Origin of the sequence: Sutcliffiella sp. NC1 (assembly GCF_027594365.1) — a bacterium.
Lineage (GTDB): Bacteria > Bacillota > Bacilli > Bacillales > Bacillaceae_I > Sutcliffiella > Sutcliffiella cohnii.
The window spans coordinates 4,355,662-4,372,071 of the sequence record NZ_CP115153.1 but is presented as its reverse complement, the minus strand read 5'-3'; the positions used below and the strand labels follow the sequence as shown (position 1 = coordinate 4,372,071).

General features: G+C 36.4%; 17 protein-coding genes. 8 read left to right on the top strand and 9 right to left on the bottom strand.

Annotated features, from left to right (window positions below):
* Positions 1–23: 23 nt before the first annotated feature.
* The gene (locus O1A01_RS22610; protein WP_066420428.1) at positions 24–317 is read right to left on the bottom strand and encodes a hypothetical protein; all 294 of its coding nucleotides are present in this window, start codon (positions 315–317) and stop codon (positions 24–26) included.
* Between the two features lie 440 nt (positions 318–757).
* Entirely contained in the window at positions 758–2,179 is a 1,422-nt protein-coding gene (locus tag O1A01_RS22605; protein ID WP_270065070.1) for an LVIVD repeat-containing protein, read from the bottom strand.
* Between the two features lie 403 nt (positions 2,180–2,582).
* On the opposite strand from O1A01_RS22605, the gene O1A01_RS22600 reads away from it, so the two are divergent.
* The 8 genes from O1A01_RS22600 to O1A01_RS22565 all read left to right on the top strand — a co-directional run bounded on the left by O1A01_RS22600 (position 2,583) and on the right by O1A01_RS22565 (position 11,648).
* The gene (locus O1A01_RS22600) at positions 2,583–3,644 is read left to right on the top strand and encodes a C39 family peptidase (protein WP_066420600.1); all 1,062 of its coding nucleotides are present in this window, start codon (positions 2,583–2,585) and stop codon (positions 3,642–3,644) included.
* A 307-nt stretch (positions 3,645–3,951) separates the two neighbouring features.
* Entirely contained in the window at positions 3,952–4,443 is a 492-nt protein-coding gene (locus O1A01_RS22595) for a CBO0543 family protein (RefSeq protein ID WP_066420590.1), read from the top strand.
* Positions 4,433–4,894: a CBO0543 family protein gene (locus tag O1A01_RS22590; RefSeq protein WP_066420588.1), complete on the top strand. Its 462-nt coding sequence runs from the start codon at positions 4,433–4,435 to the stop codon at positions 4,892–4,894. Before O1A01_RS22595 ends, O1A01_RS22590 begins: the two co-directional genes overlap by 11 nt.
* Before the next feature lie 151 nt (positions 4,895–5,045).
* Positions 5,046–7,073, top strand: coding sequence for a prolyl oligopeptidase family serine peptidase (locus tag O1A01_RS22585; RefSeq protein WP_270065069.1), 2,028 nt, complete (start codon positions 5,046–5,048; stop codon positions 7,071–7,073).
* 403 nt (positions 7,074–7,476) lie between these two features.
* A complete protein-coding gene (locus tag O1A01_RS22580; RefSeq protein WP_270065068.1) occupies positions 7,477–8,616 on the top strand; it encodes a YibE/F family protein in 1,140 nt (379 codons plus the stop codon).
* Complete coding sequence (locus O1A01_RS22575; protein WP_270065067.1) at positions 8,613–9,371, top strand: YibE/F family protein; 759 nt, start codon at positions 8,613–8,615, stop codon at positions 9,369–9,371. The genes O1A01_RS22580 and O1A01_RS22575 overlap by 4 nt, the downstream gene beginning before the upstream one ends.
* Before the next feature lie 209 nt (positions 9,372–9,580).
* A complete protein-coding gene (locus tag O1A01_RS22570) occupies positions 9,581–10,795 on the top strand; it encodes a S8 family peptidase (protein WP_270065066.1) in 1,215 nt (404 codons plus the stop codon).
* 322 nt (positions 10,796–11,117) lie between these two features.
* Positions 11,118–11,648, top strand: a complete 531-nt coding sequence (locus tag O1A01_RS22565; protein WP_270065065.1) for a DUF5381 family protein — start codon at positions 11,118–11,120, stop codon at positions 11,646–11,648.
* A 182-nt stretch (positions 11,649–11,830) separates the two neighbouring features.
* On the opposite strand, the gene O1A01_RS22560 is transcribed toward O1A01_RS22565, so the two are convergent.
* The 7 genes from O1A01_RS22560 to O1A01_RS22530 all read right to left on the bottom strand — a co-directional run bounded on the left by O1A01_RS22560 (position 11,831) and on the right by O1A01_RS22530 (position 16,361).
* Positions 11,831–12,292, bottom strand: a complete 462-nt coding sequence (locus O1A01_RS22560; RefSeq protein ID WP_066419970.1) for a DUF5085 family protein — start codon at positions 12,290–12,292, stop codon at positions 11,831–11,833.
* Between the two features lie 2 nt (positions 12,293–12,294).
* Positions 12,295–12,753 (bottom strand): DUF5085 family protein, encoded by a 459-nt coding sequence (locus O1A01_RS22555; RefSeq protein WP_270065064.1) that lies wholly within the window; start codon positions 12,751–12,753, stop codon positions 12,295–12,297.
* Between the two features lie 57 nt (positions 12,754–12,810).
* Complete coding sequence (locus tag O1A01_RS22550; protein ID WP_066419972.1) at positions 12,811–13,575, bottom strand: hypothetical protein; 765 nt, start codon at positions 13,573–13,575, stop codon at positions 12,811–12,813.
* Positions 13,576–13,616: 41 nt separating this feature from the next.
* The gene (locus O1A01_RS22545; protein WP_066419973.1) at positions 13,617–14,366 is read right to left on the bottom strand and encodes a hypothetical protein; all 750 of its coding nucleotides are present in this window, start codon (positions 14,364–14,366) and stop codon (positions 13,617–13,619) included.
* Positions 14,367–14,375: 9 nt separating this feature from the next.
* On the bottom strand, positions 14,376–15,599 hold the full coding sequence (locus O1A01_RS22540) for a hypothetical protein (RefSeq protein WP_066419974.1): 1,224 nt from the start codon (positions 15,597–15,599) through the stop codon (positions 14,376–14,378).
* Between the two features lie 110 nt (positions 15,600–15,709).
* Complete coding sequence (locus O1A01_RS22535) at positions 15,710–16,030, bottom strand: hypothetical protein (protein WP_270065063.1); 321 nt, start codon at positions 16,028–16,030, stop codon at positions 15,710–15,712.
* A gap of 28 nt (positions 16,031–16,058) precedes the next feature.
* Complete coding sequence (locus O1A01_RS22530) at positions 16,059–16,361, bottom strand: WXG100 family type VII secretion target (protein WP_066419977.1); 303 nt, start codon at positions 16,359–16,361, stop codon at positions 16,059–16,061.
* Between the last annotated feature and the right edge of the window lie 49 nt (positions 16,362–16,410).

The window sequence follows — 16,410 nt, the reverse complement described above, 5'->3', positions numbered from 1 at the left end:
ATATTTAGGGAACTTTTCGGCAGTTATGCTGTTTCATTTTTTGAAGCATCGAGCATAAGAATAATAGCAGTAATAATGTGCATGATCATTCCGACGATAGGAATCCAAGCGATACAGGAAGTAACAATTCCGAGGACGCTTCCAGACGAACTTTTTCCTTCTTTGTTTGCGATTACTAGAGTGGTGATGTGTAAAGCTAACATAACAGCTAGTGGAGTCCATAAAAAGCTTAGAACGAAAGTACCGCCTATTATTGGTATCCCTAGAAATGCCTCCAAACCACCAGTAACCCATTTAAGGATTCTAGATGCTGACATGGATAAACCTCCTTTCAGTTGTTGGATAAATTAGGAAACTATATGAAAAGTATAATATAATATATTGTTTTAGTCATTGTTTAATTAACGTAACTAGAAATTAGTTATTACATATATATTTAGAAATTTAGTCTTTTTTTATGAGAAATAATGGAGATTGAAAAATGAAAGTAGGGGAGAAACATGCTTTATGACAGTTTTCGAGAAGTTTTAATCGCTTTGCTTTTTTGGTGGGTTATCCTACTAATATCTCGTAGGGTCACTTTTCGATATCCAGAAAGAAACAGTTGGAAAAAAGATTTACTCGTATCTTTAGGTCAAAGTGTATTCGTTATTATTGGGTTTAATGTATTGTCATTCTTCTTATAAGGGTTTATTTCCAAAAAATGTGTGGACGAGGGACCCTCCGTCCACGGGATCTGTCCCTCTGTCCACATTTTTTATGGTGTTGGTGTGTTGCCGTTGCCACCTGCGTTGTTTTTGAGTAGTACTTTTAAGCCACTGTTCATGTCTGATCCTAGTACGTAGTTGCGGTTTACGAATACGCCCCAAGTGTTACCGCGTTCTGGTGTGTATTGTCCGATTTGAACTGGGTTAGTTGGGTCCGTAATGTCTACGGAAATGACGCCTCCAGAGTAGTAGGATAAGTATAATGTGTTTCCTTGCACTTTCGGATCATGTACTGTTTTTGCGAAAGTCGATACAGGTGGGTTTGGAACGTCATATGTTAGGTCTGTTGTGAATTGACTTAATAATACAGGGTTCGTTTTGTCTTTAATGTCGTAAATTCGCGTATAGCCGTATGCTGATTCAAAGCCTTCTCCGACTGGATTCGCTACTTCACGAGTTTCGATTAAAATATTGCCACCTTTCGCTAATGCAGCGGAGTGGGCCGCTCCTTTTACGTGAGGCTCATAGCTTGTTCTACCTAGGTAAACAGGCTCTTCAGGATTTCTAATATCAAAAATTACGGTACCTAAATCCCACATTGATACATATGCATAATGGCCATTGTTGTCTGTAATGACACTATGGTTAAATACTGCACGCGGGCGGTCGTTCGGATCTGTCCAGTTGTACCCGTTCCAATTTTCTGGAACTTCTTCTAAATCTCTAGCATCCCACTCCCATATTTTTTCTGGATTAGTTGGATCCGAAACATCGATAATTTGGAAGTCTCTCTCCGTACCGTGTGTATAATAATCTGCATAAGGATTCGATGTTAATAGAAGTGGACGGTTTCCTTGAGTTGTTAAATATAGTTCATGAGTTCCTGTTACTCTTCGATCTAGTGGATAAAATCCAAGGCGTTCTGGATTGTATGGGTCACTCACATCATATAGTAAAACTCCCCCAACACTGTCAGGTCTGTTGGCATTATTTCGAGAAGTTTGTTGTACACTTACTACTGCTAAGTCTCCTCGGAAGTGAGGTGTGTTAACGGATTTTACGATCACTTTTTCTTGCCAAGTATGAGGAATCTCGTTAGCAAATACTGCAACCTCTTGCGGATCAGATGGATTACTTAAGTCAAATACACGAACCCCTCCATTACCTCCACCAGCTGTATGCGTTCCTGTATAGGCAAACCCTTTATGTGCATATACATCTGCCATGTTTTTTTGTGACCCGTTAATCGGCTCAATTTGTTTGGAAGCTACTTCACTTAAGAAACGAACATTTTTACTACCTTCTGATGTATATCCTAATTGCATTTCCTCAATTTCTTCAGGAGTGAATGCCTCTCCTACTTTATTCCCGATTCCTTCAAGTGCATCATGAGCAAAAGCTGATGGCATTAACGATGAAAATGCAAGCGCTCCTGCTAGAGTTGTTGTAACTAATAGGTTCCTTCTTTTCACTATTACATTCCCCCAACATTTCATAGATTTTTGTACAAGGGAAATTATAGCAACTAGAATTATGGTATACTATTAAAAATATTCTATTAATTTTGACAAGAGTGTCGGTAGATTAGGATAATATCCCTTTTAAGAAAATAGAAATTGAGCAATATGAACGGAATGTGCAATTTTCAGAATAGGTGTATGGTCATAAAATTTACAAAAATACATGTAACAGAAAATTTTCGATTGTCGAAACAATAAATCAATGGAAGTATAAAAGGATAGAAGTTTTATTTTCATCTAGTAAAATTTCCGTTTGTGTTATAATTTACCTATAAAAAAATAAGGGCTGGAGGCACAGGTTTAATTATTTCCACTATTTAGTGGGACGAGAAACTGTCTCCCAAAAGGGGAAGCGATGAAGAAAAGGATTATAGTTACAACTTCAGTTGGTTTAGTTTTAGTCTTATTGTTTTTGAATGCTCCAAAAGATGAGGCGAAGACAGTAAATGAATACGATGAAGAGAGCCTGCAAATAGGGAATCAACATTTGAGGCAGGAAGAAATTGCAGTGAAGGAACGACCTGATGAGCTTTTAGAAAAGTTTGTTCTTCGTGAAGAAATCGAGTTAAAGCTATGGGATGAAGGAGAAGAGGTTGAAGAAATTCAAACGTTATTAAACAAATTCGGCTACTCCATAGAAGAGAATGGAGTGTTTGGATTGCAAATGAAAGAAGCGGTAGAGGATTTCCAAACAAACTTATCACTGGATGCAACGGGATCAATCGATTATGCAACATATAAGAAACTAGTGATAACCGAGTCTAGCAACCTAGCAGATGATTATATAGTTAGTTTACAAAATAAAAGAACGATGCAAGAAACGTTTATTCCGATTCCAACACTTATTCAAACACCTGAGTTGCCGAACGGTTGTGAAATCACTTCGTTAACGACCATTCTTAACTACTACGGTTATGATGTTTCAAAGACAGTAATGTCTGATCACTATTTACCGAAAAAACCTTTTACTTATAAGGATGGTAAACGATTTGGAACGAACCCACACGAATACTACGCAGGTGAACCGAGGTCGCAACATGGTGGATGGTATAGTTTCGCTCCTCCCATTGTCGAAGCTGGAAACATGTATTTAGAAGAACAGGGTAGTACGATGCGTACGATTGATATTACTGGTAGTAGCAAAGAAGATATTATTTATTACGTTAACGAGGGTTTTCCTATCGTTATATGGACAACGTTAGATTTAAGTCCGCCAAGAATGAATTCTCATTGGTATTTGCAAGATAGTGGACAGTATTATGAAGCACAAACGAATTTGCATGTTGTTGTACTGAATGGATTTACAGACGATAAAGTGCATGTTATGAACCCGTTAATTGGTCAAGTTACGTATGATGCGGAAGCTTTCTTTCGTGTTTATGAACAAATGGGTCAGCACGCCATTATTGTGAACTAAATGCCTGTTGGCACCGAGCCGGTTCCCATATCTCCTACTATAGAAAGAATAAGGAGTTAAGCGAAGGGGCTTATGTATAGAGAATCGTTAGTATGAGGTACAGTTTTTAGTTTTCAGGCTTTAATTTTGAATATTATGAGGAAGTTTAGCTATTTTCACTAGCTAAACTCTCTTTTTGTTTATTAGGTGAACGAATAAATATTTGCATAGTATTGAATTATTTCGCGCATGCTACCTCTATGTCGAAAGTTGTCGTTTTGTGAAAAAGAGCATCACAGTTAACACTTTAATATGGTGGTGAAGGCCTGTGAACTTTGATTATTTAGTGCTAATTATGTTGTGGATTATTTTACCGATTATATTATGGAAGGTAATACCTCGCCATCGTTTACGAGAAGCATTGGCAGCACTTTTGTTTTTTCAAATGTTAACATGGGTTTTTAGTATCGGTTTGACCTATGCGGGGTTACTAGAGGCACCAGTTCGATTTTTTAAAGAGGCGACGAAAATAAATTTTACGATGGAATATTTAGTGTTTCCAACAGCGGCAGTATTATTTCAATTATCTTTTCCGCATAAAGCTCGGTACTTTAGACGACTTGTTCATTATTTATTGTGGGTAGGAATTATCCTTTCTTTTATGGCGCTAATAGGGACGTTTACAAATATTATGGATATTAAATGGGATAATCTTGTTCGCAGCTTTTTTAATTTTCTTATTGAATTATGGATATGTCGTCGTTATGTGTTGTGGGTGATGAATCAACCACCAAAAGGATATGATACATATGAATATTGATCTAATGCTTCTGTATTGTTTGTATGCGATTACTATTATTTCGTTAGCATATATCCCAAGGGATAAATGGAGAGAGGCGAGCATAGCCTTTTCTTTTCAACAATGTGTAGCTTGGTTTCTTGGGTTACTTGCTGTACAACTAGGGTTGTTACAATACCCTGTTCGGGAGCTTGCTAGCGTTAATGGGACAAGCTTCTTGTTCGAGTTTGTCATGTATCCAATTATCGGGAGCTTTTTTTGTATATATTATCCGTTTAAAAAACAGATGAGGATAAGGGTTTTATATTTAGTCTCCTTTTGTACCATTTTAACTATCCTTGAAGTCATTTTTGAAAAGAATACAAATCTTGTCCATTATATCTATTGGGATTGGTATGTTACGTGGTCAACCGTTGGTGCAACGTTAATGTTGCTATGGCGGTTTTATAAGTGGTATTTTAAGCTTGGTTAGACAAGTTGTTTGGCAACGGCTTTCAAGTACGGAACCTCCGATCGATAGATTAAATTAATGTTAGTTTCCTTCTTTTTATCATTTCTAGCAGGAATCCTTTTTCGTGTACCGAAATAGTAGGGGTACATAGACGAAGGGGGACTGACTCACGATGACGACTGAAAAATTAAGTGGTGTAATAGAGGATTTTCATGGTACAAAGGTCGCTGATCCGTACCGTTGGTTAGAGGATACAAGTTTAGTAGAGACAAAACAGTGGGAAGAAGAGATGGCAGCCGAATCTACAGCTTATTTTATGGAAACAGACAGTAGTAAGAAAGATAGAGAGCGATTAACCGAGCTTTGGAATTTCCCGAAATTTTTTGTTCCGAAAAAGGTTAATAACAAACTCTTTTACTTAAAAAATGATGGGCTGCAAAACCAGGCGATTCTTTATGTAAAACAAAATAATGAAGAGCGTATCGTGATTGACCCGAATACGTTAACAGATGACGGAACAGTTGCGATGACGAATTATGTGTTCAATAGTGATGGGACTCTTGTTGCGTATGCGACGTCGCGAAATGGTAGTGATTGGCAAGAAATTAAGGTGCGAAACACGGAAACTGGCGAGGATTTAGTGGATCTTATTCAGCATGTAAAGTTCACGAATATCGCTTGGTCACCAGATGATAGTGGGTTTTTCTATAGCCGATTCCCAGAGCCAAGTGCGGTTGTGGAAGAGGGTACGCATAACAAAGTGTACTTCCATAAGCTTGGCACGAATCAAGCAGAAGATACGTTAGTACATGAGCAACCAGAAGACAAAGATTTAATGTTCTCTGCTTCCTTATCTCAAGATAAAAAGTATATAATGCTTCACGTTTATTTTGGAACAGCGTCCGAAAATAGATTTTATTTAAAAGAACTGAATAGTGATGGACCATTTGTACGCCTCCTAGATGAACAAAATGCAGAGTACACGTATATTACAAATGATGGAACGCACTTTTATTTTCAAACCGATTTGGACGCACCGAAAGGAAGAATTATTTCTATCGATGTAGAAAATCCAGCTAAGGAAAATTGGGTAGAAGTTTTACCGGAGCAAGAGCTCGTAGTGGAACGAATCAAATTTTTAAACAACCAATTCATTGTTGTATTCCTAAAAGATGCGCATCACGTTATCCATTTGTTTAACAGGGACGGTTCTTTTGATAAAGAAATAGAACTCCCAGTGATCGGTTCATTAACAGACATAACGGTGAATAAGGACGATAGGGAATTATATTTTGGGTTCACTTCATTTTTACACCCTACTGTTGTATACAATTATCACGTAGTAAGTGGTGAATTACGTTTAGAGGCGCAATCAGACATCGCTTTTGACGTAGAAGGTTATGAAACGACTCAAGTATTTTACCCTTCTAAAGATGGTACGAAAATACCGATGTTTTTAACACATAAAAAAGGGTTAGAGTTAAATGGAGAGAACCCAGTCATGTTATACGGCTATGGTGGGTTTAATGTGAGTTTAACACCAAGCTTTAATCCAGCGGTTCTTCGTTGGTTGGAAAAAGGCGGAGTTTATGCAGTTGCTAATCTTCGTGGTGGAAATGAATACGGGGAAGAGTGGCATCGTGCCGGTATGTTAGAAAATAAACAAAATGTGTTTGATGACTTTATTGCAGCAGGTGAATGGTTAATTGCAAATAAGTATACGTCTACACCGAAGCTCTCAATCATGGGTGGTTCTAATGGTGGTCTACTAGTTGCTGCTTGTATGGTGCAACGCCCAGACTTATTTGGAGCGGTTCTTTGTCGAGTACCGGTAATTGATATGTTGCGCTATCATAAGTTTACGATCGGGAAGTATTGGATTCCAGAGTACGGCAATGCAGAAAACCCAGAACAATTTCCGTTCATGTACGCATACTCGCCACTTCATAACGTAAAAGAAGGGGAAAAGTATCCGCCTGTACTTATTGCGACAGCTGACAGTGACGACCGTGTCGTACCAGCACATGCGAAGAAGTTTACGGCGACGTTAAAAGAAAAAGCGGATAAGAGTTCGACTGTTATTTTGCGCTTAGAGAAAAAAGCAGGGCATGGATTAGGAAAACCAACATCGAAACTTATCGGAGAATGGGTAGACTTTTACGCGTTTCTTGAGAAAGAAGGAGTTGCACGGACGGTTTGAGTTAAACGTTCGAGTAGGAGGGGTTACCCCCTGTTATCGCTAATAAAACTATCGCAAATAAAATCGTGCCACCGCAAATAAAAATGGTTTATCGCAAATAAAATCGTGCCACCGCAAATAAAAATGGCTTATCGCAAATAAAATCGTGCCACCGCAAATAAAAATGGTTTATCGCAAATAAAATCGTGCTACCGCAAATAAAAAGCATACTATCGCAAATAAAAAATTGAATTACTAAAAAACGCAACCCAAAGCAACCATTTAACAAAAGAGCAATGTCCTCACATTGCTCTTTTTGCACTTTCGACATCCACATTTGAAAGGAAACCTACCCAATAATGATGACGAACAGCATTTAGTGTACAATAGAAAGAGTTTTAGACGAGTAGCTGAGGTGTAGTACATGAACATTATTGTAAATAAGCTAAAAAAGCTAACATACATTCATATAATATTTTACGTGGTCCTCGCAACACTGTTTTTATCATCGATATTGTTCGTCCATCATAATCATTCGTTCTATGATCAACCTATTGTAAAGGTTATGGAAGTGGATTTAGAAGATAGTACGGAAACAATCGATATGTTTGGTAATGAGGATGTTCTATACAGTCAAAGTATTGTAGGACAAGTCATGAATGGAGAGGAAAAGGGACGCCCATTTACATTTGTGAATGAATATTCCACATCTGGTGCGTATGACCAGCCGTATAAAGTCGGTCAGGAACTATTTGTGAAAATAGAACGTGTCGCAGAAGACGATGTTTCTTTAACAGGAAATGTAATGGACGTGAAACGTGATAAGCATCTTTTGTTCGTTTCTTGGGTGTTTATTTTCATCCTTCTCATCGTTGGCCGCAAACAAGGTCTTTATTCGATTTTAACACTTGCTATTAATGCGGCCATTATCTCATATACCTTAGACGTTTATTTAAGTCGACCCCATTGGAATTTAGTGTTCATCGCTGGAGTGAGTGTTCTTTTCTTTACCGTTATTTCTTTTTTATTAGTTAATGGGTTTAATGAAAAAACGTATGCAGCTATTGTGGCAACGTTAGTCGCAACGTTTGTGTTAATCGTTATTACGTATCTCGTCATATGGGTAAGTGACAGTCAAGGGCTTCGCTATGAAGAAATGCAGTTTTTGACTCGAAATCCTGAAATGATTTTTCTAGCAGGGGTGTTAGTAGGTTCGTTAGGAGCTGTAATGGATGTCGCGATTACGATGTCCTCTTCTATATTTGGATTGTATGAAAAAAATAACAATATTCCAGTCGAAGCGTTGAAAGCTTCGGGCAAAGAAATTGGCAAAGATATTATGGGAACGATGACGAATATTTTATTTTTTGTCTATATTAGTGGGGCGATTCCGACACTCGTTCTGTATATGAAAAACGATATGTTATGGGGTTATACGTTTACGATGAATCTTTCCTTAGATATAGCGCGGGCACTTGCAGGTGGAATTGGTATTGTTTTAACGATTCCAATCGGCATTTATATTACGATATTTTTCATTAATAAAAAGAGGGTAAGCCAATGAATGTATTAGTAGTATTGACAATTATTTTGCTTATTTTGATGGTGCTGATTGGTGGGAAAAAAGGAGCTCGATCGTTTGTAGCGTTACTTTTTAATTTTGTTGTCCTCTTTTTTACGATTCTATTTATGACGGACCCTAACGCTAATCCGATTATTTTAATTTTACTAGCATGCACACTCATTAGCTGTATTAATTTGTTTTTTATTAATGAAGTGAATATAAAAACGAAAACAGCCTTCGTATCTACGATCGTGACGTTCGTCCTTTTATTATTTTTCATTGTTTTCGTAACCGAAAGTGCCATGATCCAAGGATTTGGTACGGAAGAAATTGATGACTACAGTACGTTCTCTCTTTTCATAGGAATCGACTTTATGAAGCTTGCGGTAGCGGTGATTATTACAAGTACGATTGGAGCAATTGTTGATATCGCTATTTCTATTTCGTCCCCGATGCGTGAAATATCGTATCATAATCCATCGATGGGCAGAAAAGAGTTGTTTCTTTCTGGAATGAGTATCGGTAGAGATATTTTAGGTACGAGTACAAATACGTTATTTTTTGCCTTCTTTGGAAGTTATCTTGCCTTACTAATTATGTTTAAGGACGTTTCATATTCGATTGGACAAATTGTAAATTCAAAAGTATTCGTCGCAGAGATGCTCACAATTCTTGTTGCAGGAACTGGTGTAGCATTTACCATTCCGATAACGGCAGCAATTACGGCTTTTGCTTTAGTGAGAAAGAATGATTAAATAAGAAATCTTGTAGTTTAATTTGCTACAAGATTTTTTTATATCAAACTAATACGAAAATCCCCTAATAAATAACATTGGCCAAGTTGACCATTTTGTTATAGTGTAATTCCTTATTTTACGTACTACTTGGGAAACTTAAAATCCGCCACATTTTTCAGAATAATTAGAGTATACTTGTAACAATCTCAAAAAAGGAGGAATTACATATGAGAAAACTACTAACCTTGTTAACGTTAAGCATTCTTGTATTTTCGATGGTAGTACCAATGTCGATTAGTGCTCAATCACAGGCCGAAAAACAGGAGTACCTTGTTCAATTTAATGACAAGGTAAATAAGGGGATATTAAACGCATTTGGTGTAGATAATAGTGATGTTCTTCATACTTACAATCTACTACCTGTTAATCTAGTAAAAATGACAGAGCAACAAGCGAAAGCATTACAAAATAATCCGCATATTAAAGCGGTGGAACCTAACTTTGAGGCGCAAGCATTTGCTCAAACCGTACCGTGGGGAGTTCCTCATGTTCAAGGTACTGATGCTCATGCAGCGGGGCATACTGGAAGTGGTGTAAAAGTAGCTATACTCGATACGGGAATTGATCGAAATCATGAAGATTTAAATGTAAGAGGAGGGCACTCTGTATTCACAGACAGTGCAAACAGGGATCCTTATTACGATGGTAGTGGTCATGGCACGCACGTTGCTGGAACAGTAGCGGCCTTAAATAATAGTGTAGGTGTGTTAGGTGTAGCCTACAACGCGGAGCTATATGCGGTAAAAGTATTAAATAACAGTGGAAGTGGTTCTTACGCAGGAATTGCTGAAGGAATTGAATGGGCTGTTAATAACGGAATGGACATTATAAATATGAGTTTAGGAGGTTCGATGAGTTCTTCTATTTTAGAAGAGTGGTGTAATATTGCCTACAATTCTGGTGTGCTTGTAGTGGCGGCAGCTGGAAACAGTGGACGTACGAATGGCCGAGGGGATACTGTTGGTTATCCAGCAAAATATGATTCTGTTATCGCAGTAGCAGCAGTTGATTCTAGCAACAATCGTGCAAGTTTCTCTAGTACAGGACCTGCAGTGGAAATTGCTGCACCAGGTGTAAACATTCTTAGTACGACTCCTGGAAACAGCTATGCATCTTACAACGGAACTTCGATGGCATCTCCACATGTAGCTGGTGTGGCAGCGCTTGTCTTGGCAGCGAATCCGAACCTTTCAAACGTGGAGCTTCGTAATCGATTAAACGATACAGCGCAAAACTTAGGTGATGCAAACCACTTTGGAAACGGCTTAGTGCGTGCAGTTGATGCCATTAACGGCACTAGCTCCGGTGATAACGGTGGCGGCGACGATGGTGGAAGCGAACCAACAAAACCAGGTAACGGCAAAGGAAACGGAAGAAACTAATACATGTAAGAGGTCAGAGCTTGCTCTGGCCTTTTTTTGTCGTCAATAAACTCTTAAACTACTCCAATCAATTAGATCGATAGCACTAATTTCATCAAAGGCTTCTTGGACTTAAGAATCATATTGATGGGAATGGTCGAATTGTAATTTTGTTATAGTTAATTTATGGTAAAGTAGAAATGTGTAGTTGTTAAAAGTGACTAGGAGCGGTTTCTTGTTTAAATTATTGTAGAAGATACCGTTTTATTTTTCTTGTTATATTTTAATAATAAATGGGCTAACGAGCGGCGAGTAATTTTGGTCTAGATAGGAGTTCGTACTTATGGATCAAAGAATAGCAGATGCTTATATCAAACAAAACAGTAATAAAGTAGAACTGATTTATCATAATTCTAACGTTGGTTGTTTACTAATAGCGGCGTTTCTTCTGATCGCTATGTGTGTAGGTATTTTCATCTTTTTACCAGACTCTTTTCTAATATCGTTAATTGGAATTATGGTGGCTATCGTTGGCATAATCTTCACCGCTTCTGTCCTAAAGAAAATATTCTCCGTTCGCAAAAGAGGGAACACATTAATAACAATCGAAAATAATAAAATTCGAAATGATCAATACGATTTACGTTTATCCGAAATTACAGAAATCAATTTTGGATGGAGGGACAATACATATAAAAGTGTTATTGTTACAACCAAAAATAAACAAATCTATTATTTTCCCACCTATAATTTAATTTCAGATAGAGTGCTAGAAAAGTTTGTTGATGATTTCGTTTTTCCCTATGTGGCACCAAATGCTACTTATAATAAAGTAGGTTTAGATCATCATCATGTTAAAAATATGTCACAGTAATACGAAGGGGTCTCCTATTTATAAATGTTAAATAAGTGAACGAGGAAAGGAAGTACGATAAGGTTTGGCTGTAGATTATAAGTTTCTAGAAGAATGCAATAAAAAGGGCATTTCATGTTGGTGAACCTCACTTCAAAAAAAGGTCGATTTCCAAATTCTAAAATGCCCGCAACCATATAAATTTACTTCCATGCTTCCTCTAAATTTTGCACGACTCCTATTTTAATAAACATATATTGTAACGTTTCATCCCCTGAAAGAACATGAAAGATAGGAGTAACTTGCTTTAAATAGTTTTCTTCCATATATTGAAACAACATTCCGTAGGCTATCTCTGTATTCGTTTCAAAATTGTTTTGGACACAAATAGAGACCATATTTTCGATATTATAATAGCTTTGGAAATGCATATCATCTAACAATGAGACAGAGTCGTCCTCTATCGGCATGAAAAACTCGACATGTGTGATTTCGTCTTTTGGAACATTATTTAACGTATAAAATAACGGACCTTTTATATTCTGTGTTTGCTTAAACACGTCATTTATAAAATCTTCTATATGTTGATCCATTTCTTCGTAGTGGAACACATACTTTCTCGATAGGACGTTTTTCACTTTAATAGAATCATTCGGATTTATCACTGTTACTCCTCCATTTCAATCGGAGCAAAAATATCAATTATCCCATCACCGTAAACATCTAAATAAATATTATAAAATGGCTCTTTGAGTAAGAAGTTATTTGCCTCAGCACAAGCACGTAAAATTTCGTAAGACTCCTCAATATCTTCATCTAAATCAGCATGCCTTAACAGCAAACCATCCTCATAATGAAGTAACTCATCAAAAGAAAAAGGAGCGTTTTCTTCCATTGTAACTGGTTGATTGATAGGAACATGGAAGGTGTAATCAGCTTCCGGAATTTCCTCACTGCTATCTCCTATATTATCTACCTGATAAATAACAGGTCCAGTTCCGTACAATCCATTATTTATAATTGCGTTTCTTAACGTTTTAGCTTCTTCGTACCATTGGTCCATCCTCGTTCGATACGTTGTTTTTATTACATTGTTAAACATCATACTAGTCCGTTTAATTTTCACTATGAACCCTCCGTTCTATGAGAACTCTAGAATTTTTAGTTTGTTTTGTGAAATTATTCATTCATTATTTGTATCATGTTTTATACTCTCAGGAGGCTCAATATAAAAAGATTTAAATTTAAACTTACAGTAAGCTAACAACAAAAACTCAGGCCACACTAGAGCGATGGCATATTGTATTAAAGATACTAATAAAAGAATAAAATATAACTCTAGCATAATTGTGAAAGGATAAAGTGAATTCTCTAGCATTTTTGGAATAGCCCCTCCAACCATGGTGAGTCCAAAAATAATCGGTATACTAACATACGACTTAGATTGTGAAAAGTTCAGTATACCATTTCCGCCTTCTCGGAAATGGCCATCCTTCACTCGGTTTACAGCTCTTATAATTGAAAGAATAAGAAATACTATTCCCCCCAGCATTATTGATGTACCTAATTGACCAACATAAGTAGGAACAGATTTATCTTCATATGCAGTAAAAAATATATAATATCCTTCCAGTGACATTTTTATTGTTACGAAGCATAAAAAAATACTTTGAAACCTTTGAAAGGTGAACGCTCTTTTTTCATGAAAATAATAAAAAGTTATCACAGCTTGAACTATTAAAATACTAATAGAAACAGGTACAATAATATTCCAAGATGGATGAATAATATTAGGGCTTTGCCATCTAGCGAATAGTAACACAGCATTCATTACAGCACTATACATTAATACGCCTAATAAACCACCAGAAATATTAGGCGGATATAATCTATCGGTTGCAATATCATCAAATAACATAAAATCTTCTTCGTTATATTTTTTTAGCATAATAACTCCTATGTATATTTAATACTATTTATTTACTACATTCACATTTCTATTCGCTTAGGAGGATTTGCCTTGAAGGTTTTAAATCTATGTTTACAGTAAGCTAATAAGAAAAACTCCGGCCATGCTACAGCAATTGCAAATTGTAATAAAGCCATTAAGGATAATATAAAGTAAATCTCAAGCATACTAGATAATGGATGATAGGAATTACTTAACATTCTCATGAATGCTCCTCCGGTAATGGTTGCTCCGAAAATAATTGGTAAGCTAACATACGATTTGGAGTCTTTGAAGTCTAATAATCCTTTTTGGCCTTTTCGAAAATGTCCATCTCTAACACGTTTTACAGCTCTTAAGATGGAAAGAATAAGAAACATTAGTCCACTCACGAGGAAGATGATAGCAAAAAGCCCGAAATAGGACGGTGCAAATCTATCTTCCAAAATAGCAAAATAAACGATATAACCTTCTACAGAAACTTTAAAGGTTACGATACATACAAAAATAGATTGGAAGTTTTGATAGGCAAACGCCCTTTTTTGATTAAAAAAGAATAAAGTAATTATTGATTGAATAATAAATAAGCTGATACAAATAGGTAAGACAAAATCCCAAATTGGATTATTAATATAGGAGCTATACATAACAGCGTATAAAAGAACTCCATTTATTGCTGCGCTAAGGAATAGCGCACCTATTAACCCAACAGAGATGTTGCTTGGTAACAACCTTTCTGTTGAAACTTCCTTTAATTTCAAAAAATCCTTTTCTTCATATTTATTTAACATAAGCTACTCCTAAAAGAAAATTTTGGTCAAGTTTTTACCAATTGATACAACTGCATTATTTCTAATTTCTTTCAAATCATTGCCAATGTCGGATATTTTATTTGCGGCTGTATTTGCAAAGTCTTTTGTATGATCTACAATACTCTTCGGTGGTGGATCACCAAATTTTATATTGACTAGGGAGTGTATAACTATCCCAGTACCTGCTCCTACGACTGTACCAACTGGAGGTAAAAAGAAGGAACCGAATGCAGCACCTGTAGCGAATGAGGTTGCCGCTACAGATAAATCTATAGTAGTATCTACAGCAAACTTTTTTTGATTTTCCTCTGAAAAATTCCAGCCTGTTCCACTACTGTTTTTAAATGTATTAATAAAGTTATCCCCTACAGTTAGTGCTGTTCCAGCAGCTCCGAAGAATTTAGCACCTTTTTGTAAATTACTAACGCCTTTCCAATTAAAATCATCCCAAAACTTAAACCCACCTTTTAAGCTGCTATTAAACGATTGCTTAAAATTACCGATTGGATCAACTCTACTGTTTATATAAGTATTTACTGCAGTATTATTGGAAAATTTGTTGTAATTGTCAGTAATAACTCCTTTCGCTCCTTTACCGGTAACATAAATAGGTATGCCTCCCCCGTTAAGTAAGCGTTCTACAAATCTCCTTTTGTATGTACCGCTTTCTCCTCCAAACTCTCTTACTAAAGTATTCCGGATATCATTATATTGCCTAGAGTTATTGCTTCGCATCTCTTTACCAATCAGTTGAAAAAAGACTTTACCGTCCTTCTTAAATATATTGAATTTCAAGTTTTTCCCTTGTTGTAATTTAACTTTATCGGAAATTGCGTCTTTTGCAATTTGCAAAGCTATATTTCTTGCTAATATCGGATGGGCACCTAATGCAGCTAACGACTTATAAATATTACCAAGGTTGCCACTCTTCCTCAACGCTTTATTAGCTAAAAAGTTATCGATTTCAAAGTATCGTTGGGAAGAAGACGCTACAAATCTTTCTATTCGTTTTATGTTGCTCTCGAGCTGTTTAATATCGGAACACACTTTTGAAATTCTACCATCTGCATTGCTTCTGTTGCGAACTTTCCATTCCATCCTGTTTTTTGTTTGGGTTAAGTTTACTCTTGAATCACCTAACAAAGAAAGGGGTTTTCTTAATTGGTCGTTCGCATTTTTTATTGTATGGTCGTCTAATTTTATTTTCTTCAATGTATATGTCCTCCTTTCTAGGGTTCTATTAATGTTTACGATGAACTAAAGAAAAAATATGTTGGCTCGATTCGACTCGGAGCTCGGAACCAAACGTATTCTTCTCACCACTACTTATTTGCAGCTTTTTCTCTTTCCGCTCTTTCTCTTGCTTCTCTTTCGGCTCTCTCACGTGCTTCTCTTTCTTCTCTCTCAATCTCGTAGGCGGCTGTCATAATCGCATTTTCAATTGATTCCAGTTCGTTCGTTATTCTATTTATTTCTTTATTAATGTTATCGATAGCGATGTTTACATAGTCTATTTCTTTCGCTTGCCAGCCACTATTTAATGTAGTTTTAAATGAATTCAACTGGTCTATTACTCTAGTTAATGAAGAACGATTTGACACAATTTCTGATACCTGATTTCTAGCATAACTAACTGTTCCCATCGTTTACTCCTTTCATATAATAGTTGTCTTAGCTAATTAAACCTTTAGCTTTCGTAATAATTTCACTTTGAGCATCACGATACGTTTTGGCGCAAAATTTAAGATGTTCTGCGAATTCTCTCATATATTTGACGTTTCTTTTAATATCCTTTTCTAAACCTTTAATTTGCCTCTCATAAATGATATGATCTTCTCCTTGCCAACAACCTCTCATTGCATTTACTTCAGAAAGTAACTCATGATAAACACTCTCATATTCATTAGCGTTTTTTTCTAATTTTTTTGCAACGCTATCCAAGTTAGTCGGATCAACAACCATTTTTCTTGCCATGCACATAACCTCCTTTATAAAGAAATTTTAGGTACTATATATCCCTTTC

Coding starts and splice junctions, on each gene's coding strand:
- O1A01_RS22610 (WP_066420428.1), bottom strand. CDS start 317: ATGTCAGCATCTAGAATCCTTAAATGGGTTACTGGTGGTTTGGAGGCA.
- O1A01_RS22600 (WP_066420600.1), top strand. CDS start 2,583: ATGAAGAAAAGGATTATAGTTACAACTTCAGTTGGTTTAGTTTTAGTC.
- O1A01_RS22590 (WP_066420588.1), top strand. CDS start 4,433: ATGAATATTGATCTAATGCTTCTGTATTGTTTGTATGCGATTACTATT.
- O1A01_RS22585 (WP_270065069.1), top strand. CDS start 5,046: ATGACGACTGAAAAATTAAGTGGTGTAATAGAGGATTTTCATGGTACA.
- O1A01_RS22580 (WP_270065068.1), top strand. CDS start 7,477: ATGAACATTATTGTAAATAAGCTAAAAAAGCTAACATACATTCATATA.
- O1A01_RS22575 (WP_270065067.1), top strand. CDS start 8,613: ATGAATGTATTAGTAGTATTGACAATTATTTTGCTTATTTTGATGGTG.
- O1A01_RS22570 (WP_270065066.1), top strand. CDS start 9,581: ATGAGAAAACTACTAACCTTGTTAACGTTAAGCATTCTTGTATTTTCG.
- O1A01_RS22565 (WP_270065065.1), top strand. CDS start 11,118: ATGGATCAAAGAATAGCAGATGCTTATATCAAACAAAACAGTAATAAA.
- O1A01_RS22550 (WP_066419972.1), bottom strand. CDS start 13,575: ATGCTAAAAAAATATAACGAAGAAGATTTTATGTTATTTGATGATATT.
- O1A01_RS22545 (WP_066419973.1), bottom strand. CDS start 14,366: ATGTTAAATAAATATGAAGAAAAGGATTTTTTGAAATTAAAGGAAGTT.
- O1A01_RS22535 (WP_270065063.1), bottom strand. CDS start 16,030: ATGGGAACAGTTAGTTATGCTAGAAATCAGGTATCAGAAATTGTGTCA.
- O1A01_RS22530 (WP_066419977.1), bottom strand. CDS start 16,361: ATGGCAAGAAAAATGGTTGTTGATCCGACTAACTTGGATAGCGTTGCA.